Here is a 21,509-nt window from a genome sequence, read left to right as displayed (position 1 = left end):
CCTATTCTATATAAATATTCTTAATTCTCTTAATATCAATTTGAGCTTCGTCAGCTCTTCTTAATGCTTCTTTTACATCGCCTACACGCTCTAGTCTGTGAGCGTCCGATCCTAAGTATAGATCGACATCTATATCCTTAATCTTAATCAAATCTTCAACCGAAAGATTCTTGTGCGATGAATTTATTTCTAGTGCCACTCCATGTTCTTTACATGCCTTGGCGAGTCTAACAATGTTTACATCTATCTTGTCACCCGGATGAGTAATTATCTTTATTGGGTACTTCTCTATCGCCTTGATGTATGAGTCTGTAACCCTCTCTGTCACTTCTTCGTGCCATTTCTTGAACGGTTTTGAAATTTGAGGCAGTATCGATAATTTCATCTGCTCCTTAAAATTTTTCGTTTTTATTCCATAATGAAAGCCCATAAGAACTATGTCTAGATAGTTCATTATGTCTGCGTCAAGGTCTACAGTGCCGTTAAAATCAAGTAAATTCGCCTCTACACCCATAAGTATCTTTAGTCCCTTGTCATTATATTCCTCATTTAACTTGTCAATCCTTGCTCTAAGAACTGGCAAATTACTTCTCTTTATGCCAAACATGTAATGGGCAAGGCCATGATCAGTAATTGCTAGCTCCTTAAGACCCATAAGATACGCTTTTTTTGCGCTCTCCTCAGGTGTTTGTGTAGCGTGTCTACCAAGATTGCCCTTAGTTCCTGACGAGAATATCGTATGCGTATGGTAATCGCCATATAATCTAATTTTATTCATTTATAATCCTTATCTCCTCTTCAAGATCGACAGCGAACTTTTCTTTTACTATAGCTTTTACTTTTTCAATAAGTGTGACTACGTCGTCAAAACTTGCTCCGCCTGTGTTAATAATAAAGCCAGAGTGCTTTTTGCTAACCATGGCACCGCCGACAGAGAGCCCTTTTAGTCCAGCGTCTTCAATAAGTTTAGATGCGTAATATCCTTCGGGTCTTTTAAATACGGATCCAGCAGACGGATACTCAAGCGGCTGCTTGTCAACTCTTCTTTGCGTGTAATCTTTTTGCTCAGCCTCTATCTCTTTTCTCGCTTTTTTCTCTAACTTAAAATAAGCGCCTAATATTACGTAGCCTTTTTCCTGAAAAATACTTCTTCTGTGAGCAAAATTTGCTTCGCTCGCGTCTAATTCAACTATCTTCTCATCTTTAATGCATCTTACCTTAGTCACTACATCTTTTATCTCACTTCCATACGCACCGGCGTTCATATAGACCGCTCCCCCTACAGTGCCAGGAATGCCTGAGATAGCTTCAAGACCACCAAGTTCTAAATCAAGCGCTTTATTTGCTAGGCTCTTTAGTGATGCGCCAGCCTCAGCATATAAAGTCACTTCATTTATTGGCATAATTTTTGCAAAATTTTTATCAAGAACAATAACTGGTCTTTCAAATACCTCATCACTAATAAGAAGATTACTGCCATTGCCAATGATAAGATAATTTTCTTTCATCTCATCAAAAAGTTTAACAATTTTTAAAATTTCTTCATCGCTCACCGCTTCAATCAAAATTTTAGCAGGTCCACCTATCTTAAAAGTAGTGTACTTAGATAAACTTTCGTCTTCTATAATTTTTTCTATATTTAATTTTTTTAATTCTTCAAGTATTTTCTTCATACATTCCTCCAATATAATTATACCATAAGTGAAGAATATTTTCTATACCTATATAAAAATGGTCAAAGTTTTTTACACTTTGACCAATATTTATAAATAAATTATTATAAAATACAAAAAAAGAAGCCCCCTAAGGGACTTCTCTGATAGTAAACAATTTTAGAAAATCATCATTGCTACAGTTAATACAATTATTGAGAATATTACTGTGAATATAAGAGGTTTCTTAACCCATTTATACCAAGTACCTAATTCCATCTTAGAAATTTGTATTGCACCCATAACAACGCCTGATGTTGGTGTTACATAGTTTACAACACCTTCTGCAGCGCAGAATATTAATATCATAACTTCTGGTGAATAACCAAGTTTAGCAGCTAATCCGCCCATAACTGGGATAGATAGTGTTGCAAGACCTGATGTTGATGGGATGAAGAATGATAGTGCAATGTAAACGATGTATGCAAATGGTACGAATAAGAATACTGGTAGACCTGATAATGCTGTTGCTGATCTATCTAGTATAAGAGCATCAATGTGAGTTTGAGCCATTAGTACTGATGCAGCTCTTGCTACAACGATAACTAAAACTACTGACAATATGTCTGCAGCTCCAGCTACGAATGCGTTAACAACTTCTTTTTCAGATAATCTTCCAATCCAACCAATAATGATTGATACTAGGAAGAATAATACTGAAATTTCTGGGAAGTACCATTCACCAAGTGGTGTGCCAGTTAATACTGCTGACCAGCCTTCAAATGCTGTTACGCCAAAATCTGGCCAAGGTATTAAAGAAATAATCATAATAATAAAAGTAATTGCGAATACAACAAGGATAAATTTGTGTCTTCCTGTGAATACTAACTCATCATCAGTCTTTGTAGTTTTGAACTCTTTGTCCATAACTTCTCTTTCTTGAAGTGATAGTATTGTTGATCCTTTGTCTTTGTGTACTTTGCTAGCGTATTTTAATACGAAGTACATTGCAGTACCTAAAGCTACTGCCCAAAGTACAGCACCTAGTAATATAACAGTACCTTTGTTACATTCAACTCCTGCACCGTTAAGTGCGTCCATAGCTACACCTGTAGCAAATGGGTTAACAGTTGAACCAAGTACGCCGGCGCCTGCTCCAAGAAGAACAGTTGCTACAGCAACTAGTGTATCAAAGCCTGCAGCTACCATCGCAGTGATGATTAAAGGATATAAGGCAACAGTTTCTTCTGCCATACCGTAAGTTGATCCACCGATTGAGAATAGAATCATAAGTACAGCGATAAGAGCCATTTCTCTACCCTTCATATTTTTAACAAGTCTGTGAATACCAGCTTCAAGAGCTCCTGTTTTGTTAACAACTGCTAAGAAACCACCGATAACCATAACGAAGATGGCGATATCTATAGCGTCAATGAAACCGTTGTAAAAACTCATTGCTATGTCTGGTAATTTGGCTGCCGCTACTTCAGTAACAGCTTCTTCAGCTCCCTTAGGAACTACAGGGGCAAATTGTGCTCCATTAAAAATCCATGATAAGATTGCAACAAATAGTATAATTAGGATAAGAATACTATAAGCACTTAATGAACGTTTCTTTTTTGTTTTTTCCATCATTTTACCTCCTTAATGATTGTTTACTATCCTTATAATAATTATACTACATCTCCAGTACTTATGCAACACTTTTTTTGCCTATAGTGATAAATTTATCATTGTCTAACTAAGTCCCCGCCTTTTTAAGCATAGCCATTGACATATTATTTATATATTAATTCAAATTTTTGGGTATAATATTTATTCGGAGGTGCAAAATGAAATTAAATAATATAAAAGCGGCTTTCTTTGATATGGATGGAACCATAGTCAGCTTCACTACTCATAAGATTAGTGATAGAGATATCGCAGCTATTAATAAACTTAGAGACAATGGTATACTGGTCTTTATCTCATCTGGCCGTGACAAGAATAATATAATGAAGGTTTTAGACAATACTCTTGAGGTCGATGGCTTTGTAGGCATGAACGGTAATCTTAATGTGATTGGTGAAGAAATTATTTCTGAGCATTTTATGGATGAAGATGACGTTCACTTCATTGTGGATGCATCAAAAAGGCTTAACTTTGCCCTATCGCTTTTTACTCGCGAAGGTGTTGTGCTTAACATGGCTGATGACAAGGTTCACGCTGTTCATGACCACGTTGAAGTGCCTATACCTAAAATTGCTTTACTCGATGATTTGGATTTATCTAAAGTTTTTCAAATGAACTCATATACTACTAGAGCCTTTGACGAAGAAAATTTAGTGCCATACATGAACAATTCTGTCTTTAAGAGATGGAACGATGATTTTGCAGATATCAATAGCAAAAAAACTTCTAAGCTAAAAGGAATAAATGAAATAATTCAAAAACTTGGTATTGATATAAAAGATACCATCAGTTTTGGTGACAGTGAAAATGATCTTGAGATGATTAAGGGTACTGGCGTATCCGTTGCCATGGCAAATGCAATGCCAGTTATTAAAAATGCTGCGACATATATTACTAAGGACTGCGATGAGTCAGGAGCGGCTTATTTTATTGAAAACTACATCTTATAAACTTGATTTTTTATATGCTTTGTGATAAAATTTAACAAGAATTTAAAAAAATGAGGTTTATATATGTCAAATAAAAAAACTGTTATTAAATCACTCGCGATGATATCGGTGTTTACGCTGATTAGCAAAATCATGGGCTTCTTCAGAGAAACCATGATAGCGTCGAAATATGGTGCCAATCTCGAGACTGATATGTATACTGCTGCTACAACTGCAGTTATATTTTTGATTGGAGCACTTGGTAGCGGCTTAAACACTACTCTTGTGCCAATATTTTCAGAAGTTGAAGAAAAAGAAGGCAAGCGCGGTAAAATAAAATTCATGAACAAAATCATGAACATCATCGGCCTTATCGCCATCGTTTTGTGCGTTTTAGCCTATATCTTCGCTCCTTTAATCACAAAGGCTATCGCTAAAGGCTTTACAGGCGAGACACTTGCCTACACAGCCTATCTAATGAAAATTGGTATACCAATAATTTTATTCTTATCAATTACATACATTTTCTCAAGCTTTTTGCAATCAGAAAATGTTTTTGGCCCTTATGCCATCATGGGTATACCATATAATTTAATCTATATCATCTTTTTGATGTCTTTCGCAAGAAGAGGCAACATTGACCTTTTGATGTTTATCAGCGTTATAGCGGCGTCTATGCAATTTTTAATTCAATTACCTGCTGTTAAGCACAAAAGATACAGATTTACGCCCGATCTTGATTTTAAAGATCCATACGTAACAAAGATGTTTAAGCTAATCCTTCCTATACTTATAGGCTCGAGCGCATATCAAATCAACTTAGTTGTAGATAAAACGCTTGCTTCAGAGCTAGTTAGTGGATCGATCTCGGTACTAAACTATTCATCAAAGATATATCTTATGATAATATCTGTCTTTGTAATGGCACTAACAACTGTAATTTTTCCAAAACTTTCTTCATCCATGATTAGAAACGAAAGTCAAGAGATTAGAAGCATAATTAGCGAAAGTGTTGATACAGTCGCACTTATCACGCTTCCAGCTACCTTCGCCATAGTTTTTTTAAGCTACCCAATAGTTGAGATACTTTTCCAAAGGAATATGTTTAACGAAACAGCCACACTAATGACTTCAGGTGCACTAACGTTCTATATCCTAGGACTTTTCTTCGCATCACTAAGAATGATATTCGAAAAAGTATTTTATTCTATGCAAAAAACTAAAATTCCGATGATCAATGGTCTTATAGCTGTCGCTGTCAACGTCGGCTTCGACATCATCTTAGTTAGATTCATGCAGCACAAAGGCCTTGCCCTTGCTACATCGATCTCATCCTTGGTTTCGGCAATAACACTATATATTTCTTTAAAAAAGGTTTATCCAGATATCGAGATCAAAGACAATCTCATCTCACTTATAAAAATACTAGCAGCCTCCATCATCATGGCGCTTTCTATGTATTTACTATTTACACTTGGTGTAAAAATTTTAGGCGAGAAAAAAATAATCAAATTTTTAATGATGGCTATATCAGGAGTAATCTCTCTAGTCATCTATGTTATATCACTTAAGGCGCTAAAGGTTCATGCCTTAGACGCTGTACTAAATTTTAGAAGGAGGACTAATGAATAACAAAGAATTACTAAAAAGATTTTTGCCCTACTTTAAAAAATATAGAAAAGTATTGTTCCTAGACTTGTTCTGCGCTGTATTAACTACAGTTTGTGAACTAGTCTTTCCTTTATTATTAAGAAGTATAACTAATACTGCTTCTAGGGACATGGCGCTTTTAACAAATCAATACATCTTAAAAGTAGTCGGCTTATATTTCACTTTACGTATCGTTGAAATAATTGCTCAATTTTATATGACTAAAGTTGGTCACATCATGGGCGCCTACATTGAAAAAGACATGCGTAGCGATGCCTTCAGCCATTTGCAGCACTTATCCGATAGTTTTTATAATAATACTAAAGTCGGACAGATTATGGCGAGAATCACTAATGACCTCTTCGATGTAACTGAATTTGCTCATCATTGCCCAGAAGAGTTCTTAATCGCAGCATTTAAGATAGTCGTATCATTCGCAATTTTGGTAAGGATCAATGTTTTGCTAACAGTCTTGATGTTTACCATGATACCTATAATGATATATGCATCAAGCTCATACAATCGCAAGATGCGCCGAGCCTTTAAAGAGCAAAGAGATCACATAGGTGATTTAAACTCAGGACTTGAAGATTCGCTGCTTGGCTCAAAAGTAGTCAAATCCTTTGCGAATGAAGATGTCGAAGTAGAGAAATTTGAAAAAGATAACGATAAATTCCTTGAGATCAAAAAGAAAAGATACACATACATGGCAGGTTTCGGCACAGTAAACAGAATTTTCGATGCCATCATGTATACTATGATTATAGGTATCGGTGGCTTCTTGATAAAGGCAGGCAAAATTTCTGCCGGTGATATGATTGCCTACGTTTTATTCGCCTCAAGCTTACTCACAACAATAAAAAGAATCGTCGATTTTATGGAGAATTTCAATGCCGGCATGACTGGTATCGAGCGTTTTATAGAGATTATGGATACAGATGTCGATATATTTGACAAAGATGACGCCATCGAGCTAAAAGATGTTAAGGGCCATATCGAGTTTAAAGACGTGAGCTTCGCCTACCCTGACGATAAAAACAAAGTTCTTTCTAATATTAATCTAAGTGTTAATGAAGGCGACTCAGTTGCTATAGTTGGCCCATCGGGTTCAGGTAAAACTACTCTAGTTAACCTAATACCTCGTTTCTACGATGTTACTAAAGGCGAGATACTTATCGATGGCAAGAATATTAAAGATTTTACACTAAAGTCTCTAAGACAAAATATCGGCTCCGTTCAACAAGAAGTTTATCTATTTAGCGGTACCATACTTGAGAATATCAAGTACGGCAAGATAGACGCAAGTAAAGAAGAAGTTATAAGTGCTGCTAAACTTGCTGGAGCTTATGATTTCATCATGGAGCTTAAAGACGGCTTCAATACTTATGTTGGTGAACGCGGTGTAAAACTATCTGGCGGACAAAAGCAAAGAATTGCCATAGCGAGAGTATTTTTGAAAAATCCAAAAGTTCTTATACTTGATGAGGCAACATCAGCCCTTGACAACACAAGTGAAAGACTTATACAAGAATCACTTGAAAAACTTTCACAAGGCAGAACAACACTAACAATTGCCCATAGATTGACAACTATCAAAAATGCTAAGAAAATTATAGTTCTTACAGATGACGGCATAAAAGAAAGCGGCACACACGATGAACTTATGTCAAAAGAAGGTCTTTACTACAAGCTTTATACAGGCTCGCTTCTTGATCTAAAGTAATTTAATACATTTGTAACCTATATTATGACTTTTCTATGATATAATAAATACAGTAATCATAGTAAAGGAGGAAAATATATGAAAAAAAGAATAATAAGCGCCCTACTCATGATCTGTATACTCTTATCAAACACAGTCATGGCGATGAGTGTAAATAAATTAAAAGGCCATTGGGCAGAAAAAAAGATTGAAGAAGATTTTATGACGAAATATTTTACAGAGCTTTCTGAAAATAATTTTGCAAAATTTAATCCAAACGCTCCACTACCCGCAAAAGTTTTTGCAAAAGCACTTGAAAAGCTATCAAACGAGTACGGTGATTTCAAAGTCAATATATTTGCTAACTCCGACTATCTAACAAGAGAATCGATGATTGACTATATATTTGATGGGGTGAAAAACATAAAATTTGCGCGCAACGAAGAAAAAGTCTTTGATTTCACAGATATAGAAAAGATGGACAAGATTAGAAAAGAAAAATTAAAATATCTTCTTAATAAAGGTATTGTTTATGGCAACAAAGACAAAAAATATGCTCCACAAAAGAAATTATCACAAGTTGAAGGAGTTTTAGTAGTGCAAAGAATATACGAAATTTTTAAAGATAATGAAGGCGAAAAGAACGCTAAGAACCTATCATTTGATGTGCAAAACATTTCAGAAGGCTTAAGTAATAACGGCGATTCAATCTATTATAAAAAAGTAGCAGATAAAATTCTAATCACCTTCACCATGGCATTTCCTAATCCAGGATACACAGTCGGCGTAGAAAAAGTACTTCTTAAAAACAATAAAGATATAATCATCTACCCACAAGTCGTAGCGCCAGGGCCAACAACAATCACACTACAAGTCATTGCATACAAAACAGTGACACTTGCACTAAATGCAGAAGAAACAGGCGATGGACCATTCGATATCAAAGTAGTGGGTAATGAAACAAACGATCTTGAAATTAATACTAGATAATAAAATTAAGCACTTCATCATTGGTGAAGTGCTTTTCTTATACCCTTTACGTAAATTTAAGAAATTCTTAAGATTTAATTAAGAAAAAATTAAGATTTATCTATTATAATGGTCTTAAGTGAGGATGATCTTATGTATAATGAAAGAATAAAAAATAGCTCTTATATAAATAAAAAAAGGAAACACAAAAGAAAAAGAAGAAAAATATTCTTCCTTATAATAATTTTACTCGTTTGCATATTTTTTGGAAGGAATATATTTAGAAGAGTCTATGGAAGAATTTACTCTTTCGTAGAGAGAAGCTCCATTGCTAGACTTATAATTCCTAGTCCATATACAACTATCAAGATGGATACCAATGAAAATTATGACGGCATCGGTCAAGAAAAAATTTCTGGCGAAGGATATTTCACGAAATTCACTACAGTCGATGCTAATAAAAAAACATATATCGAGTACAAACAAAATTTAGAGCCATGGAAAGATAACGAATATTGGAACGGAAACATGGAAGACTACGGCTGCGGCATCACCGCCATGTCCATAGTTTTATCAGGCTACGGATCAGAAATAAATCCAGAAAACCTAAGAACAAAGTACTACCCGCGCCTTGATTACGCCAATCTTTCAAAAGAGCTGAAAAGCTACGGCATAGACAACACAGACTTTTATTTTGATTCAAAATCTTTATCAGAAGAGAGCATAATAAATCATCTTAAGACGAATAGACCGATAATTATTTGCCTATGGAATAAACCAGAAGAAAATCGCTTCACAAGCAAGTCTCACTACATGGTTCTCTTAGCTGCAACAGATGATGGCAAAATATATATCTCAAACCCCAATGGCGGCGAAAACGATTACAGAAGCTCCGGTTGGTACTATTTTGATGAAATTTCTCCTTACTTAGCCAAGGCAATGTATATTACATCTTATTAATAAAAATACCTTATCAAGCACGATAAGGTATTTTATTTTTATTCACTTTTTATTAATTGATATGCCCTTCTCTCGTCACCATTCTTTAGATGAATGATGCCTGTATAAAAAAAGCCTAATTTTTTTAGAAGAGTGCGCATAATATTATTATCCTCATGAGTATCTATGCGAATGTTATTCGTTTTTTCAAAAGTAAAATTTATAGCGTCTTTGAGTAAATTTTTCCCCTTGCCAAGGCTAGCAATTCTATGAATCACAGAGTAAGGCTCGTCATTGAGCCACTCGCCTTGAATTTCTTTATAAGTATCTTCACCAGAAAAACTAAGCATAAATACGCCATATATCTCACCACAATCATGCGCTATATATAATTCATCTCTTGCTATGTCATTCAAAAGAGTTTCTTCGTCAGGGTACTTATCACTCCACTGGTGCAAGTTGCCATCGGCACGCATCTTTTTCTTCGCCGCTTCATATATGCGCATGATGCATTTAATATCTTCCTTATTTGCTCTTCTAATCATTAAAACACCTCTATATACAAAAAAGCAGCCTCATGGCTGCTTTTAATATAAGTTTTTGATTAAATTACTTTAATGTAATCTTTGCTCCAACTTCTTCTAGTTTCTTCTTCATTTCGTCAGCTTCTGCCTTTGGTGCTGCTTCTTTGATTGTCTTAGGAGCTCCATCTACTAGGTCTTTAGCGTCTTTTAAGCCTAGGCCTGTGATTTCTCTAACTACTTTGATAACTTTGATCTTTTCTGCGCCAGCGTCTTCAAGAACTACGTCGAATTCTGATTTTTCTTCTGCTGCTGGTGCTGCTCCGCCTGCTGCTGGTGCTGCTGCAACTGCTACTGGAGCTGCTGCTGATACGCCAAATTCTTCTTCTAGTGCTTTAACTAGTTCTGATAATTCTAAAACTGTAAGTGATTTTACTTCTTCAATTAAATTTGTAACTTTTTCTGACATTATAAATACCTCCAAAATTTTTTATTTATGCTTCTTTTGCTTTTTGTTCAGCAATTTGGTTAAGAGCTACAACTAAGCCCTTCATAGTTCCATTTAATACGTTTGCAAAGCCTTGGATAGGTCCGTTTAAGCCGCCAAGTACTTGTGCGATAAGAACTTCCTTCGATGGTAGTTCTGATAATTGTTTTAATTGGTTTACGTCGAATATATCTTTTGATACTAAACCAACTTTGATTTCAAGTTTGTCGTTTCCTTTAGCAAACTTGTATGCTACTTTTGCTGCTGAGCTTGGGTCTTCGTATGCAAATGCTACTGCATTTGTTCCCTCTAAGTACTCATCTAAGCCTTCTACACCAAATTCGTGTAAGGCAAATCTAAGCATTGTGTTTTTGTAAACTTTGTACTCAACATTGTTTTCTCTGCATTGTTTTCTAAGATCAGTAACGTCTGCAACGTTTAATCCTTTATAGTCCATAAGAACTATGGATTCTGATTTTTCAAGTTTTTCTTTAATTTCTTGAACAACTTGTTTCTTTTGTTCTAAAACATGTTCTTTCACTATTTCACCTCCGCTGGAAAAATAGGAACTTTAGCTTTTTTGCTAATCCCGTTTAATATATATCAATAAAAAACCCTCTTATAGACATAAGGGGGTTGATACTGGCTATCTATCCTCGGTAGGAAATTAAGCTTAATGCACCTACTGTCTACGGTTTATATATTCCTATTAAATTAAATTCTGTTAACTAGTTTATTATATCAAAAACTTTCTGAGTTGTCAATACTTTATTAAGTATTTTATTCAGTAATTTTTGAGCTATTTACTCTTACTCCAGGACCCATAGTCGATGTAAGTGTAACAGATCTTAAATACTTTCCTTTTGCTGCAGCTGGTTTTGCTTTGATTATAGCTGACATGATTGCGTTAAAGTTTTCTTCTAGCTTTTCTTGGCCGAATGATACTTTACCGATTGGGCAGTGAATGATGTTTGCTTTGTCTAAACGATATTCAACTTTACCGGCTTTGATGTCTTTGATTGCTTTTTCTAGTTCAAATGTAACTGTTCCTGACTTAGGGTTTGGCATTAAACCTTTTGGTCCTAGAACCTTACCTAGTCTACCGATAAGTCCCATTGTATCTGGTGTTGCAACGATTACGTCGAAGTCAAACCAGTTTTCTTTTTGAATCTTTTCTACCATGTCTTCTGCTCCAACATAGTCTGCGCCTGCTTGTTTAGCTTCTTCTTGTTTGTCTGATTTTGCGATAACTAAAACTTTTTTAGTTTTACCTGTACCGTGTGGTAGTACTACTGCGCCTCTAACTTGTTGGTCTGCATATCTTGAGTCAACACCTAATCTGCAGTGTAATTCAACAGTTTCGTCAAATTTTGCCTTTGCTAGTTTTACTACTAGGCCGATGGCATCTTTTGACTCGAAGTATTCTTGTCTATCGAATTCTTTTAAACTGTCTTGGTATTTTTTACCTCTTTTTGCCATTTTCTAACCTCCTTGTGGTAATAACGAATTTTCTCCCACCTAATAAGTAGAATTACTCTTCTACTTCAACGCCCATACTTCTTGCAGTTCCAGCAACCATGCTCATAGCTGCTTCTAAACTTGCTGCATTTAAGTCTGGCATCTTCATTTCTGCGATCTCCTTAACTTGATCTTTTGTAAGTTTTGCTACTTTCTTCTTGTTTGGTTCGCCTGAACCGCTTTGAATGTTAAGAGCTTTTTTGATCAATACTGGAGCTGGTGGTGTCTTTGTGATAAAAGTAAATGATCTGTCTTGATATACTGTTAAAACAACTGGTATGATTAGACCTACTTTATCTTGAGTCTTAGCATTGAACTCCTTTGTAAATTGCATAATATTTACGCCGTGTGGTCCAAGTGCAGTTCCTACCGGTGGTGCAGGTGTAGCTTTTCCAGCCGGTATTTGAAGTTTGACAATTGCGCTAACTTTTTTTGCCATATTCGCACCTCCTCGATTTTTGTGCTTAATGCACTTTTATATATTATCTTTAATGATAATAGCTATTTTGTGATAGGGCTTACTTGATAGTATTCAAACTCTACAAGTGTGTCCCTACCGAACATATTAACAGAACACTTTATTGTTCCTGAGTCTTCGTTTACTGAATCAACTATAGCTTCGAATCCCTTGAATGGTCCGTCTGTAACGGCTAGGTGGTCTCCGTGCTTGTAGTTTACATCTTTTCTTGTATCGTCTACAATGGATTTTGTATGAACGCCTAGGTTATAAAGTTCTTTTTCTGTTAATGGTATTGGTTTTGATTGTGGTCCAACAAAACCTGTTACTCCTCTGGTATTTCTTACTAGATACCATGATTTATCGTTGATAATCATCTTGACTAGCACGTAGCTTGGGAATATCTTTCTAGATTTGATTTTTTTGGCGCCATCCTTTTTTTCTACGTATTCTTCTGTGGGCACTTCTACTTTAAAAATACCGTCAGCTGTGCCACGATTAACTATCATCTTTTCAATTGTAGCTTTTACCTTATTTTCATATCCTGAATACGTATGGATTACATACCATTTGGCGTCTGCTTCTCTATCTGATAAATCGATAGAATTAGCCTTGTTTTCATTTAAATCTAAATCGCTCATTGCTATTTAATAAATTGTTTAACTACAGCGCCGATTCCCACGTCGATAAGGTATACTAATGCAGCTACAGCCACACTAATTCCAATTACAACTAATGTGTAATTAACTAAGTCTTTTTTGCTAGGCCAAATTACTTTTCTCATTTCAGCTTTTACGCCTTTGAAAAAATTGCCTGCTTTACCTTTGTTTTCCATGCTATCAACTCCTAAAAATTATTTTGTTTCCTTATGTGCTGTGTGCTTCTTGCAGAACTTGCAGTACTTTTGAAGCTCAATTCTTTCAGTAGTGTTCTTCTTATTCTTCTTTGTTGTGTAATTTCTTTGATTGCATTCTGTACAAGCTAATACGACCTTTTCTCTCATTTATAAACACCTCCTACTCATATAATACTCTAAAAAGTATTATACAACTACCTATATATATTATCTTAATTTTACCAATTTGTCAAGCGTTTTTTAAATTATTTTTATATAAAATTTATTTTCTTTCCTATTATATATACTAAATTATATATAATGATTTATAATTTAGGTTTTTTATAATATTTTAAAATATTTATATAAATATATTATTTTTTTTATTTATTTTACAAATTTAAATCTTTTAGCTTTTCAAGTTCTGCTTCATCGATGCCGGATAATTTTATATTGTTAATCATATTATTTTTTTTAGAAATTCTTTTTTGTGTTCGTTTAGAATTTTCTATCTCTATAGCGAGCTCTCTTGAGCTAAGTCTCGAGGCGCCTCTTTGAAAGATAAGGCTTTGCTCTGCAAGGTCACTTGTTGCGACTCTTATCTTATAGCCATAAGGCATACTAGCCACTTCTCTTTCGATATATGAGTCGGCTGTGATATTTTCTTTGGTGAAAACTATCTCAAGACCCTTTATTATTTTCTTTTCGCCTTGATTACCTTTGATGAGGTGTCCATCGTATACAAGTATGATGCGTTCTTTATTGTAGCGCATGTACTCTTCTAAGATATTCTCTAGCTCATCACGAGCTGCCTCTAGCGACTCTTCTTTTCTTTCTCTCAAATGCTCCCATGAGTTGATGACGTTGTAGCCATCAACAAAGAGTATATGCCTAAGCTTTTTCTTTTTCATCCTTTTGTCTTAAAATTTCATACATGGCAATGGCTGCCGCATTTGATGCGTTTAATGAGTTTGTCTTGCCAAACATCGGTAGGCTAATTATAGCGTCACAGTTCTTTTTAACAAGTTCTGATAAGCCCTTGCCTTCTGAGCCAACCACTAGAGCTACTGGTCCTAATAGGTTTGCCTTTGTGTATTTTTGGCCATCCATGTCAAGTCCGTATATCCATACGTTTCTTTCTTTAAGCTCTTTTATCTCTTGATTAAGGTTAGTAACGCTCACAACTATCATGTTATCAACGGCTCCTGCTGAAGCTTTATAAACTGTTTCGTTGACCATAGCTGATCTTCTCTTTGGTATGATAACTGCGTGAACGCCAGCGCACTCAGCTGTTCTGATGATTGCGCCTAAGTTGTGAGTATCTTCAATGCCATCTAAAATTACAAAGAATGGATCTTCGCCTTTTTCTTCGGCTAGCTTAAATCCGTCTTCAATACTTTTGTATTCAAAACCTGCTGTGAACGCGACAACGCCTTGATGCACCTCTCCTTTTGATAATGAATCAAGCTTTTCTCGCTCAACTCTTTGTACGATAACGCCATTTTGACTTGCAAGGCTTAAAATTCTACCGATTGAGCCCTTTAGCTCTCCTTTTTGCACATATAATTTGTCGATGGCTCTGCCATTCTTCAAAAGTTCCATAACCGGATTTCTTCCGTATATATATTGTTCTTCCAATTTAATCCTCCAAACATAATTTAACTAGCTCAAAAAGTCTAGTGTATTCCTTTTTCAAAAATAGATATGCAATGAGAGCTTCAAAGCCTGTTGACACCTTGTAAGCACTATTGTCAGTATTCTTTGGCGCCTTATGTGACTTGTGGTTTCTGGCTCTTTTAAATACATAAAGCTCGTCTTCTGTGAGATGCTCCTTAATTTTCTCAAAGGCATCTCTTTGCGCATAAGCACTAACATATTTTGTTGATAGCTTTTGCAGCTCGTATGCCTTTAGTGGCTCTTTTGCGATGTAGTAGCGCACAAAGAGCTCGTAGACAGCGTCGCCGATGTAGGCAAGCCTTATTGGGCTCATTTCATTTATTTCGGCATCGCTATACTCAATCCCAAAAAGCTCAGTTATATCTAAATCTTTTCCCATCTTTGTCCGTCTTTGCTATCTATAATCTTTATGCCCATAGCAAGTAAATCATCTCTGATTTTATCTGCCTTGGCATAATCTTTGTTCATTCTTGCTTCATTTCTCTCGTCTATCATCTTTTTAATCTTGTCTTCGTCTTCGCCAAGTGATGCATCCGACTCATCTTCTTTCATCACTGCTTCACTATCATCAAGGCCAAGAACTTTTAGTAAATCATTTAATTTATCTTCGATATATTTTGCGCTTTCATAATCATCGTCTTCAAGTTTATTAATTATCTTAACTATATTGAAAATGCATGTTAGTGCATCGGCTGTGTTGAAATCATCGCTCATAGCCGCGATAAAGCCAGCTACTTCCTTATCAACATCTTTGATGATCTCGTCTGAAGCTTTTTTCCCTGTATCTTTGATTGCTTCAAGTCTCTTAAGAGCGTTGTGTATCCTCTTAACAGAATTTTTTGCACCATCCATGCCTTCTTTAGTGAAGTTCATAGGCTTTCTATAGTGAGTTGACAAGATGAAGAATCTTACTGTATCCTTGTCATAATCGTCAAGCAAATCCTTAAGCAAAATGAAATTGCCTAGTGATTTACTCATCTTTTTGCCATCGACATTGACCATACCATTGTGTAGCCAATATTTTGCGAATGGCTTTCCAGTTAGAGCCTCACTTTGTTGAATTTCATTTTCATGATGAGGAAACTCTAGGTCGCTACCGCCAGCGTGTATATCAAGCGTATCTCCTAAGATTGCTCTGCTCATAGCCGAGCACTCGATGTGCCAGCCAGGTCTACCATCTGACCATGGTGATGCCCAGTGCGGTTCATTTGGTTTAGCCTTTTTCCAAAGAGCAAAATCTAGTGGATTTTTCTTTTTTTCATTTATATCAACTCTTAAACCTGAGATAAGGTCATCAATATTCTTCTTTGAAAGTTTTCCGTAGTCTTTCGCCTTAGTAGTGTCGAAATAAACATCTCCATCGGACTCGTATGCAGCGCCCTTCTCAATAAGTCCTTTTATAAAATCTATAATCTCATCCATGTGTTCAGTCGCTCTTGGATTGATATTGTCATAATCATAAATACCAAGTCTCGTAGCAACATCTTTGAAGCGCTCAATATATTTTTCAGCCACTTCATTTGAAGTGATACCGCTTTCGTTCGCTTTATTAATTATTTTATCGTCTACGTCAGTGAAGTTAAAAACATACTTTACGTCGTAGCCCATGAATATCAAAAATCTTCTAACTGTATCAAATACAACTAAAGGTCTGGCATTGCCTACATGTATGTCATTATAAACAGTAGGACCACAACAATAAAAATTCACCTTAGTATCGTTTATCGGTTTGAATTCTTCTACTAATCCTGATAATGTGTTGTGTAATTTAATCATAATTGCCTCCTTATATATTAATATAGTTATTTTATCATATAAATGGCTTTTAGTCAATGGATTTAAGCGTGCGAAGTTCTTTAAGATAAGTGCTTTTAATGAATTTTTTTATTTATATGAAATTGTTTTTGCATATAAAAAGAGCTGCGAAATAAATCACAACTCTTGACACAATTTAAAATTTATTATTAATTTTTCTCTCTATACACTTTGCTTAATAAGTATCTCTCCTTGCCAATGGTCTTCTTGCCATACTCAATCGCGCCTGTCGGGCACTTCGCTATGCATGATGCGCAGTGCGTGCAATTGCCGTTCCAAACTGGGTAGCCGTCCTTGTAAGTAATGTTATTTAAAACGCAATTCTTAGCGCAAAAACCGCACTTGATGCACTTGTCTGTATAATAAAATTTCTTGTCGCTCACTATGAACTTAAAGAAAATTTTATTGACAAAGCTCGACTCAATTTTGCCTGCAAAGCCGCTCTTTACTTCTGGGAAATTCTTACCCTCTTTGATAATGGCAGCCGCTTTAGTAATTTTATCATTTGCTTCATCTATAAGCTTTCTATTGTGTTCATCTGAATCTAAATTGAAGAGCATCAAATAATTTTCCGGCATCTTTATCCCATAAAGGCCCTTGAAATTTAATCCAAGCTTTTTCGTGTTTGCTCTAATGTATTTCTCTGCATTGCCACAGGAGTCGCCATAGTTTAAGATTACGTAGATCTCTTTCGATCCAGTAAAAGAGCAGCCCAATAAATACTCCGATAAAAATCTTGGCACGCGCCAGCTATATGTTGGCGCAACTAAGACGAAAGGCTTTTCTGAGTGAAAGAACCCCTTCTTGCCGCTTTTTATGTAAGTGAATAGATCAAGCGCTTCGTCAACTAAGTCCTCAGCCAATTTTTTCGCTATGTATTCACTGTTACCTGTTCCTGAAAAATATAGTATCATTTCTGCTCCTATCTTTTAACTTATTTATTCTTGCGATTAATTTTGATTAATATTATCGGCTTGTAAAAAATTTAAAACATCTTCATATATTATTTCTTTATCTCTTTCATTAAGTATTTCATGTCTCATGCCCTTATAAAGTTTGCTTTTAATGTTATTATATCCAAGACTATTTAAAAATCTTTCTAAACCCTTAAACTTTTCTTTGCCTTGAATAACAGGATCATCTTCTCCAGCTATTAAAAATATTGGTAAAGCAATGTTTTTTGGTCTCCAGTCTCTGCCATTGTACGCTGACTTTAAGAGTTTAAATAGATTCAAAAAACCATTTGTAGTAAAGATAAAGCCACAAAGCGGATCTTGTTTATATGTCTCTACTGTGACTGGATTAGCACAAATCCAATCTACTGGGCTTTCATATCCCTTGCTATATTGACCGACTGATAAAGCATTTAAAAATCTATTTGGCTTATATTTGCTATAAAAAATACTGCAAATTTTTGCCAAAGATATAGCAAAGCCCACAAATTTATTTTCTGTCGGTGGCCCACAAAGCACTATGTGGTCAATATGTTCTTCATACTTTTTTAAATAATTTCTCGAAACAAGCGTTCCCATGCTATGACTAAATATAGAGATTTTTAGCGTAGGATATTTATTTTCTAAATGCTCCGTAATTTGAAAAACATCATCAACAATGACAGAACTATCATCTGTGTAAAAATACCCTAAGTGAGACGGATCCTTCACGCTCGCTCCATGGCCTCTATGGTCATGAATTACGCAGATGTATCCATGCTCAGCTAAGTAATTCATAAAATCGTAGTAACGCTCCTTATGCTCTGACATTCCATGTACTATCTGTACAATGCCAAGAGGCTCTCCTTTTGGCTCGACTATTGCTAGCTCAAGCTCTAAGCCATCTCGTTTTGATTTAATTTTCTCAATTATCATAAATATCACCTACAAAACATTTTACTCTCTTACTAATAAGGCTAGGGCTTCGGCATGGCTTGTCTTAGGGAAGTTATCAAATACTTCCACATCAAATTGAAAATACTCACAAATCTTTTCTAATGTTTCCAAACTTACATTTTCGTCTCTTCCTATTTTTGCTGTTGTCTTGGAAGTTGTTACGATTACACATTGTAAATTTGTATTTCATATTTTTATCTTTAATAGTTTCCATAAAATATTATATTAAAAACCTATATCATTCTCCAATGCTATATATTTACCTTTATAAATGTATACATTGACAACTTAATTATAACGTAAAAGTGGATTCACGTCAACTAAAAACCGAGATGTATTATGGCTGTGAGAGAGGATTTAAAACATACGAAGAGTTTTCAAAAGCAATCGATGAATATATACTACTACTATAACAACGAAAGGATTCAGAAGAAAACAAAATGGACGCCACCTACTTTGTATAGGTTAACATCCATGAATGTAAACTAAATATTAATGTGTCCAGTTTTCCGGGTACACATCACTTTCTGTCCTATATTATATATTTACATAAACTACTAGCTTTTTTATACTCACGCTGTTGTAGTAAGTTACAATGTTTTTTTGTCATTCAGCTTCCATAGATAGTGGCAGTAAAACACGGCAGTGATGATCGTAGTAATTATAAAAAACCAATTCATTTTTGCATTCGCAATAGCATATTTGGAGCTGGCGTTGATAAATCCATGTGCAATTATACATGGCCATATGCTCTTACTCTTATAGGCTACCATAGTAAATATGAATCCCCATGCTATAGCAAAGAGAATCTGAATTAGGGTATAAACTCCGGCTTGACCGGTGAATAGATTTAGTATGTGTCCTATACCAAATGTTATAGAAATTACAATAATCGATTCTTTTACCCCACTTTTTGCTAGCATGGCCTTAAACAAAAGGCCACGGAAAATCACTTCTTCAATATAAGCGAATAAAATCATGGAAATGGTCGCCCATACTTGAGCAAAACCGGCATGTGATAGCGCTACTCCACCCCACAAATTTCCCGTCATAAGAATCCACATCGGAATAAAGTAAATGTATCTTTTGCACTCTTTCGGAAAAGCTTGAAGTCCGTATTTTTCTGTCAACTTGTGTTTTTGAATCCACAAACTGATAGTCATTGCCATAACAATTAAAGAAAGAGCCATGAAAATACTTTCATCACCAAATTGTCCTCTAAGCGGTGTCATAATCAGACAGTAGATTCCAACCCAAACTAGTGCAAAAGCTAGTTCATTTTTTTGATATAATTTATACATAAAAATACCCCCTTTAAAAATTTCACTGAATATCTTGTCTTTTTAGCTGCATCTTTCAGACAGCATATTTTTCAAATTACTCATAAAGCAACTTATACTTTTTAAATGTTAAATGTAATAAATCAAAAAATTCATTTGATTTAGACACCATAAGTCCATGACTTGTATCTTTCATAATATATATCTCTTTTTTTGGAGCATTCATTTTATTATAATACTCTTCTGCCAACTTATAATTAACCTGATAATCCATATCACCAATAATATTTACATATTGTACTTGATAAGTATATTTGCCCTTTAAAGAAAATGTTTTAAATTTATTTGATTTGTAAAAATCCAAATAAATATTAATATCTCTATCAAAATAATGAACCCAATATTTTAATTAAAAGTTTGGATTAAACAATAACGTTGTTGACAAAAAATAATCCGACCCATCTTTCATCATCGAATATCCGAACTTATCTAAAAGAGAATTTTTTGCCTTTAATGAGACTAACCTAATTTTTTCTGAATTAATCTAGTTTGCCAGATTTATCGATTCTCGGTCTCCACTAGTCCACTTTAAAGCTTCATTTTGAAAGCTAATTCATTTTCTATAATATCAACAAGCTGACCTACTCCTATAAAATGATCTTGATCACCAGCAAGAAGATTGTATCACCGCTTTCGATATGGAACAATTTCCTTGTCTCTTTCGGAATTACAATCTGTTTTTTAGTACCAAGTTTTTCAGTCCGGGCCTGAACCCATGTTCATTTTTCTCAGCTTTATTCTCATATTCCAAGTTGGTATGACTCTGTTTGCTTTTTTCATATCTTTATCTACTTGACATTCGGTATTCTTTGTTATACATTTCATACTTATTATATCATTCATCATTTCTTTTTTAAGTAAAAATTATGTAAATTTTAACTCTACAATGTCGTAGCAATTTCATATGCTTTCTATTTTTTAAGTATTTTTACAAAAAATCACCCCGTCATTTCCTGACAACTTGACCTATCCTTATATACTATTTTTATCCACCGCTTTTTAATGCAGGTCCTGATTTGAATTCCACTCTCCGGTAGCCAGAACTATTTTTTAACGATATGAAAATAGGGTTACGATGATGCTCTTTTTTGACAAGACCATCAATCCCACTTTTTTATTTCAAGACTTTTCTATACCGTTTAATTCTTCACTCTTGACATCAATGCTATAGTCTCAACTTGTTCATTATTGTCCAAACTTATATTCAAATCATCGACTATAATTGGGAGCTTGAAAGTAATTGATTTTAGCCATTGTCCGTTAGGTTGTTTTTCTTCATAAACTTGAATTTCAGAAATCAAAGCTGTAATTAACTGCCTACGCTCTACATCATTCATGACTTTATAGAGTTTATCAAAATAGATCAGAACCTTATATATGTTATCTCCTGTGAGTTTTTCAGCTTCAATAGTCTGTTTCTTTGCTTTCGCATCAATTAGTGATGATTCTAATTCATCT

The 21,509-nt window shown here is 34.9% G+C and carries 25 protein-coding genes, 2 pseudogenes and 1 other annotated feature; of the genes and pseudogenes, 6 read left to right on the top strand and 21 right to left on the bottom strand.

Annotation, left to right across the window (positions count from 1 at the left end):
* Position 1: 1 nt before the first annotated feature.
* From AC2UOP_RS06910 to AC2UOP_RS06900, 3 genes are all read right to left on the bottom strand, one after another.
* Entirely contained in the window at positions 2 to 778 is a 777-nt protein-coding gene (locus tag AC2UOP_RS06910) for a PHP domain-containing protein (RefSeq protein WP_019213912.1), read from the bottom strand.
* Positions 771 to 1,673: a UDP-N-acetylmuramate dehydrogenase gene (murB, locus tag AC2UOP_RS06905; RefSeq protein WP_484833116.1), complete on the bottom strand. Its 903-nt coding sequence runs from the start codon at positions 1,671 to 1,673 to the stop codon at positions 771 to 773. The genes AC2UOP_RS06910 and murB overlap by 8 nt, the downstream gene beginning before the upstream one ends.
* A 159-nt stretch (positions 1,674 to 1,832) precedes the next feature.
* Positions 1,833 to 3,284: a YfcC family protein gene (locus tag AC2UOP_RS06900; protein WP_484833115.1), complete on the bottom strand. Its 1,452-nt coding sequence runs from the start codon at positions 3,282 to 3,284 to the stop codon at positions 1,833 to 1,835.
* 200 nt (positions 3,285 to 3,484) lie between these two features.
* On the opposite strand from AC2UOP_RS06900, the gene AC2UOP_RS06895 reads away from it, so the two are divergent.
* The 5 genes from AC2UOP_RS06895 (at position 3,485) to AC2UOP_RS06875 (ending at position 9,533) form a co-directional block, all read left to right on the top strand.
* Positions 3,485 to 4,273, top strand: coding sequence for a Cof-type HAD-IIB family hydrolase (locus tag AC2UOP_RS06895; protein ID WP_484833114.1), 789 nt, complete (start codon positions 3,485 to 3,487; stop codon positions 4,271 to 4,273).
* A gap of 63 nt (positions 4,274 to 4,336) precedes the next feature.
* The gene (murJ, locus tag AC2UOP_RS06890; protein WP_480019154.1) at positions 4,337 to 5,884 is read left to right on the top strand and encodes a murein biosynthesis integral membrane protein MurJ; all 1,548 of its coding nucleotides are present in this window, start codon (positions 4,337 to 4,339) and stop codon (positions 5,882 to 5,884) included.
* Positions 5,877 to 7,625 (top strand): ABC transporter ATP-binding protein, encoded by a 1,749-nt coding sequence (locus AC2UOP_RS06885; protein ID WP_484833113.1) that lies wholly within the window; start codon positions 5,877 to 5,879, stop codon positions 7,623 to 7,625. The genes murJ and AC2UOP_RS06885 overlap by 8 nt, the downstream gene beginning before the upstream one ends.
* A gap of 78 nt (positions 7,626 to 7,703) precedes the next feature.
* Positions 7,704 to 8,594 carry a hypothetical protein gene (locus tag AC2UOP_RS06880; protein WP_484833112.1) on the top strand — a complete coding sequence of 297 codons (891 nt, stop codon included), beginning with the start codon at positions 7,704 to 7,706 and terminating at the stop codon, positions 8,592 to 8,594.
* A 132-nt stretch (positions 8,595 to 8,726) separates the two neighbouring features.
* Positions 8,727 to 9,533, top strand: a complete 807-nt coding sequence (locus AC2UOP_RS06875) for a C39 family peptidase (protein WP_070600409.1) — start codon at positions 8,727 to 8,729, stop codon at positions 9,531 to 9,533.
* 38 nt (positions 9,534 to 9,571) lie between these two features.
* Here AC2UOP_RS06875 and AC2UOP_RS06870 read toward each other — a convergent pair whose 3' ends face one another.
* The 14 genes from AC2UOP_RS06870 to AC2UOP_RS06805 form a co-directional block, all read right to left on the bottom strand.
* Positions 9,572 to 10,057 carry an N-acetyltransferase gene (locus AC2UOP_RS06870; RefSeq protein WP_484833111.1) on the bottom strand — a complete coding sequence of 162 codons (486 nt, stop codon included), beginning with the start codon at positions 10,055 to 10,057 and terminating at the stop codon, positions 9,572 to 9,574.
* A 64-nt stretch (positions 10,058 to 10,121) separates the two neighbouring features.
* Complete coding sequence (gene rplL / locus AC2UOP_RS06865) at positions 10,122 to 10,502, bottom strand: 50S ribosomal protein L7/L12 (RefSeq protein ID WP_019213921.1); 381 nt, start codon at positions 10,500 to 10,502, stop codon at positions 10,122 to 10,124.
* 25 nt (positions 10,503 to 10,527) lie between these two features.
* Positions 10,528 to 11,064: a 50S ribosomal protein L10 gene (gene rplJ, locus AC2UOP_RS06860; protein WP_484833126.1), complete on the bottom strand. Its 537-nt coding sequence runs from the start codon at positions 11,062 to 11,064 to the stop codon at positions 10,528 to 10,530.
* A 54-nt stretch (positions 11,065 to 11,118) separates the two neighbouring features.
* Positions 11,119 to 11,233, bottom strand: a sequence feature (ribosomal protein L10 leader region).
* 67 nt (positions 11,234 to 11,300) lie between these two features.
* The gene (gene rplA, locus AC2UOP_RS06855) at positions 11,301 to 11,999 is read right to left on the bottom strand and encodes a 50S ribosomal protein L1 (RefSeq protein WP_484833110.1); all 699 of its coding nucleotides are present in this window, start codon (positions 11,997 to 11,999) and stop codon (positions 11,301 to 11,303) included.
* A 52-nt stretch (positions 12,000 to 12,051) separates the two neighbouring features.
* On the bottom strand, positions 12,052 to 12,477 hold the full coding sequence (gene rplK, locus AC2UOP_RS06850) for a 50S ribosomal protein L11 (protein ID WP_484833109.1): 426 nt from the start codon (positions 12,475 to 12,477) through the stop codon (positions 12,052 to 12,054).
* Positions 12,478 to 12,539: 62 nt separating this feature from the next.
* Positions 12,540 to 13,136: a transcription termination/antitermination protein NusG gene (nusG, locus tag AC2UOP_RS06845; RefSeq protein WP_019213925.1), complete on the bottom strand. Its 597-nt coding sequence runs from the start codon at positions 13,134 to 13,136 to the stop codon at positions 12,540 to 12,542.
* A 2-nt stretch (positions 13,137 to 13,138) separates the two neighbouring features.
* Complete coding sequence (secE, locus tag AC2UOP_RS06840) at positions 13,139 to 13,330, bottom strand: preprotein translocase subunit SecE (RefSeq protein ID WP_019213926.1); 192 nt, start codon at positions 13,328 to 13,330, stop codon at positions 13,139 to 13,141.
* An 18-nt stretch (positions 13,331 to 13,348) separates the two neighbouring features.
* Positions 13,349 to 13,498: a 50S ribosomal protein L33 gene (gene rpmG / locus AC2UOP_RS06835; RefSeq protein ID WP_019213927.1), complete on the bottom strand. Its 150-nt coding sequence runs from the start codon at positions 13,496 to 13,498 to the stop codon at positions 13,349 to 13,351.
* A 224-nt stretch (positions 13,499 to 13,722) separates the two neighbouring features.
* Positions 13,723 to 14,241, bottom strand: coding sequence for an NYN domain-containing protein (locus tag AC2UOP_RS06830; RefSeq protein ID WP_070600418.1), 519 nt, complete (start codon positions 14,239 to 14,241; stop codon positions 13,723 to 13,725).
* Positions 14,222 to 14,968, bottom strand: coding sequence for a 23S rRNA (guanosine(2251)-2'-O)-methyltransferase RlmB (gene rlmB / locus AC2UOP_RS06825; protein ID WP_019213929.1), 747 nt, complete (start codon positions 14,966 to 14,968; stop codon positions 14,222 to 14,224). Before rlmB ends, AC2UOP_RS06830 begins: the two co-directional genes overlap by 20 nt.
* A gap of 1 nt (position 14,969) precedes the next feature.
* On the bottom strand, positions 14,970 to 15,386 hold the full coding sequence (locus tag AC2UOP_RS06820; RefSeq protein WP_019213930.1) for a Mini-ribonuclease 3: 417 nt from the start codon (positions 15,384 to 15,386) through the stop codon (positions 14,970 to 14,972).
* Positions 15,371 to 16,783 (bottom strand): cysteine--tRNA ligase, encoded by a 1,413-nt coding sequence (gene cysS, locus AC2UOP_RS06815; RefSeq protein WP_484833108.1) that lies wholly within the window; start codon positions 16,781 to 16,783, stop codon positions 15,371 to 15,373. Before cysS ends, AC2UOP_RS06820 begins: the two co-directional genes overlap by 16 nt.
* A gap of 188 nt (positions 16,784 to 16,971) precedes the next feature.
* On the bottom strand, positions 16,972 to 17,736 hold the full coding sequence (locus AC2UOP_RS06810) for an EFR1 family ferrodoxin (RefSeq protein WP_484833107.1): 765 nt from the start codon (positions 17,734 to 17,736) through the stop codon (positions 16,972 to 16,974).
* A gap of 36 nt (positions 17,737 to 17,772) precedes the next feature.
* Positions 17,773 to 18,690 (bottom strand): alpha/beta fold hydrolase, encoded by a 918-nt coding sequence (locus AC2UOP_RS06805; protein WP_484833106.1) that lies wholly within the window; start codon positions 18,688 to 18,690, stop codon positions 17,773 to 17,775.
* Positions 18,691 to 19,016: 326 nt separating this feature from the next.
* Between AC2UOP_RS06805 and AC2UOP_RS06800 the strand changes: the two genes are divergently transcribed.
* Positions 19,017 to 19,124, top strand: coding sequence for an IS3 family transposase (locus AC2UOP_RS06800; RefSeq protein ID WP_428979547.1), 108 nt, complete (start codon positions 19,017 to 19,019; stop codon positions 19,122 to 19,124).
* A 177-nt stretch (positions 19,125 to 19,301) separates the two neighbouring features.
* Here AC2UOP_RS06800 and AC2UOP_RS06795 read toward each other — a convergent pair whose 3' ends face one another.
* The 4 genes and pseudogenes from AC2UOP_RS06795 to AC2UOP_RS06780 all read right to left on the bottom strand — a co-directional run.
* Positions 19,302 to 20,012: a CPBP family intramembrane glutamic endopeptidase gene (locus AC2UOP_RS06795; protein ID WP_484833105.1), complete on the bottom strand. Its 711-nt coding sequence runs from the start codon at positions 20,010 to 20,012 to the stop codon at positions 19,302 to 19,304.
* Between the two features lie 76 nt (positions 20,013 to 20,088).
* Positions 20,089 to 20,355 (bottom strand): hypothetical protein, encoded by a 267-nt coding sequence (locus AC2UOP_RS06790; RefSeq protein WP_085839346.1) that lies wholly within the window; start codon positions 20,353 to 20,355, stop codon positions 20,089 to 20,091.
* A 283-nt stretch (positions 20,356 to 20,638) separates the two neighbouring features.
* Positions 20,639 to 20,734, bottom strand: a pseudogene (locus AC2UOP_RS06785) (hypothetical protein); the annotation flags it as partial.
* 456 nt (positions 20,735 to 21,190) lie between these two features.
* Positions 21,191 to 21,509 (bottom strand): annotated as a pseudogene (locus AC2UOP_RS06780) (recombinase family protein); the annotation flags it as partial.

The sequence above is a fragment of the Fenollaria sp. genome (genome assembly GCF_057222035.1).
The sequence above is the reverse complement of the archived record's forward strand: the minus strand, read 5'-3'. Positions and strand labels throughout refer to the sequence as shown.

Coding starts and splice junctions, on each gene's coding strand:
- AC2UOP_RS06910 (WP_019213912.1), bottom strand. CDS start 778: ATGAATAAAATTAGATTATATGGCGATTACCATACGCATACGATATTC.
- murB (WP_484833116.1), bottom strand. CDS start 1,673: ATGAAGAAAATACTTGAAGAATTAAAAAAATTAAATATAGAAAAAATT.
- AC2UOP_RS06900 (WP_484833115.1), bottom strand. CDS start 3,284: ATGGAAAAAACAAAAAAGAAACGTTCATTAAGTGCTTATAGTATTCTT.
- AC2UOP_RS06895 (WP_484833114.1), top strand. CDS start 3,485: ATGAAATTAAATAATATAAAAGCGGCTTTCTTTGATATGGATGGAACC.
- murJ (WP_480019154.1), top strand. CDS start 4,337: ATGTCAAATAAAAAAACTGTTATTAAATCACTCGCGATGATATCGGTG.
- AC2UOP_RS06885 (WP_484833113.1), top strand. CDS start 5,877: ATGAATAACAAAGAATTACTAAAAAGATTTTTGCCCTACTTTAAAAAA.
- AC2UOP_RS06880 (WP_484833112.1), top strand. CDS start 7,704: ATGAAAAAAAGAATAATAAGCGCCCTACTCATGATCTGTATACTCTTA.
- AC2UOP_RS06875 (WP_070600409.1), top strand. CDS start 8,727: ATGTATAATGAAAGAATAAAAAATAGCTCTTATATAAATAAAAAAAGG.
- AC2UOP_RS06870 (WP_484833111.1), bottom strand. CDS start 10,057: ATGATTAGAAGAGCAAATAAGGAAGATATTAAATGCATCATGCGCATA.
- rplL (WP_019213921.1), bottom strand. CDS start 10,502: ATGTCAGAAAAAGTTACAAATTTAATTGAAGAAGTAAAATCACTTACA.
- rplA (WP_484833110.1), bottom strand. CDS start 11,999: ATGGCAAAAAGAGGTAAAAAATACCAAGACAGTTTAAAAGAATTCGAT.
- rplK (WP_484833109.1), bottom strand. CDS start 12,477: ATGGCAAAAAAAGTTAGCGCAATTGTCAAACTTCAAATACCGGCTGGA.
- nusG (WP_019213925.1), bottom strand. CDS start 13,136: ATGAGCGATTTAGATTTAAATGAAAACAAGGCTAATTCTATCGATTTA.
- secE (WP_019213926.1), bottom strand. CDS start 13,330: ATGGAAAACAAAGGTAAAGCAGGCAATTTTTTCAAAGGCGTAAAAGCT.
- rpmG (WP_019213927.1), bottom strand. CDS start 13,498: ATGAGAGAAAAGGTCGTATTAGCTTGTACAGAATGCAATCAAAGAAAT.
- AC2UOP_RS06830 (WP_070600418.1), bottom strand. CDS start 14,241: ATGAAAAAGAAAAAGCTTAGGCATATACTCTTTGTTGATGGCTACAAC.
- AC2UOP_RS06820 (WP_019213930.1), bottom strand. CDS start 15,386: ATGGGAAAAGATTTAGATATAACTGAGCTTTTTGGGATTGAGTATAGC.
- cysS (WP_484833108.1), bottom strand. CDS start 16,783: ATGATTAAATTACACAACACATTATCAGGATTAGTAGAAGAATTCAAA.
- AC2UOP_RS06810 (WP_484833107.1), bottom strand. CDS start 17,736: ATGATACTATATTTTTCAGGAACAGGTAACAGTGAATACATAGCGAAA.
- AC2UOP_RS06805 (WP_484833106.1), bottom strand. CDS start 18,690: ATGATAATTGAGAAAATTAAATCAAAACGAGATGGCTTAGAGCTTGAG.
- AC2UOP_RS06795 (WP_484833105.1), bottom strand. CDS start 20,012: ATGTATAAATTATATCAAAAAAATGAACTAGCTTTTGCACTAGTTTGG.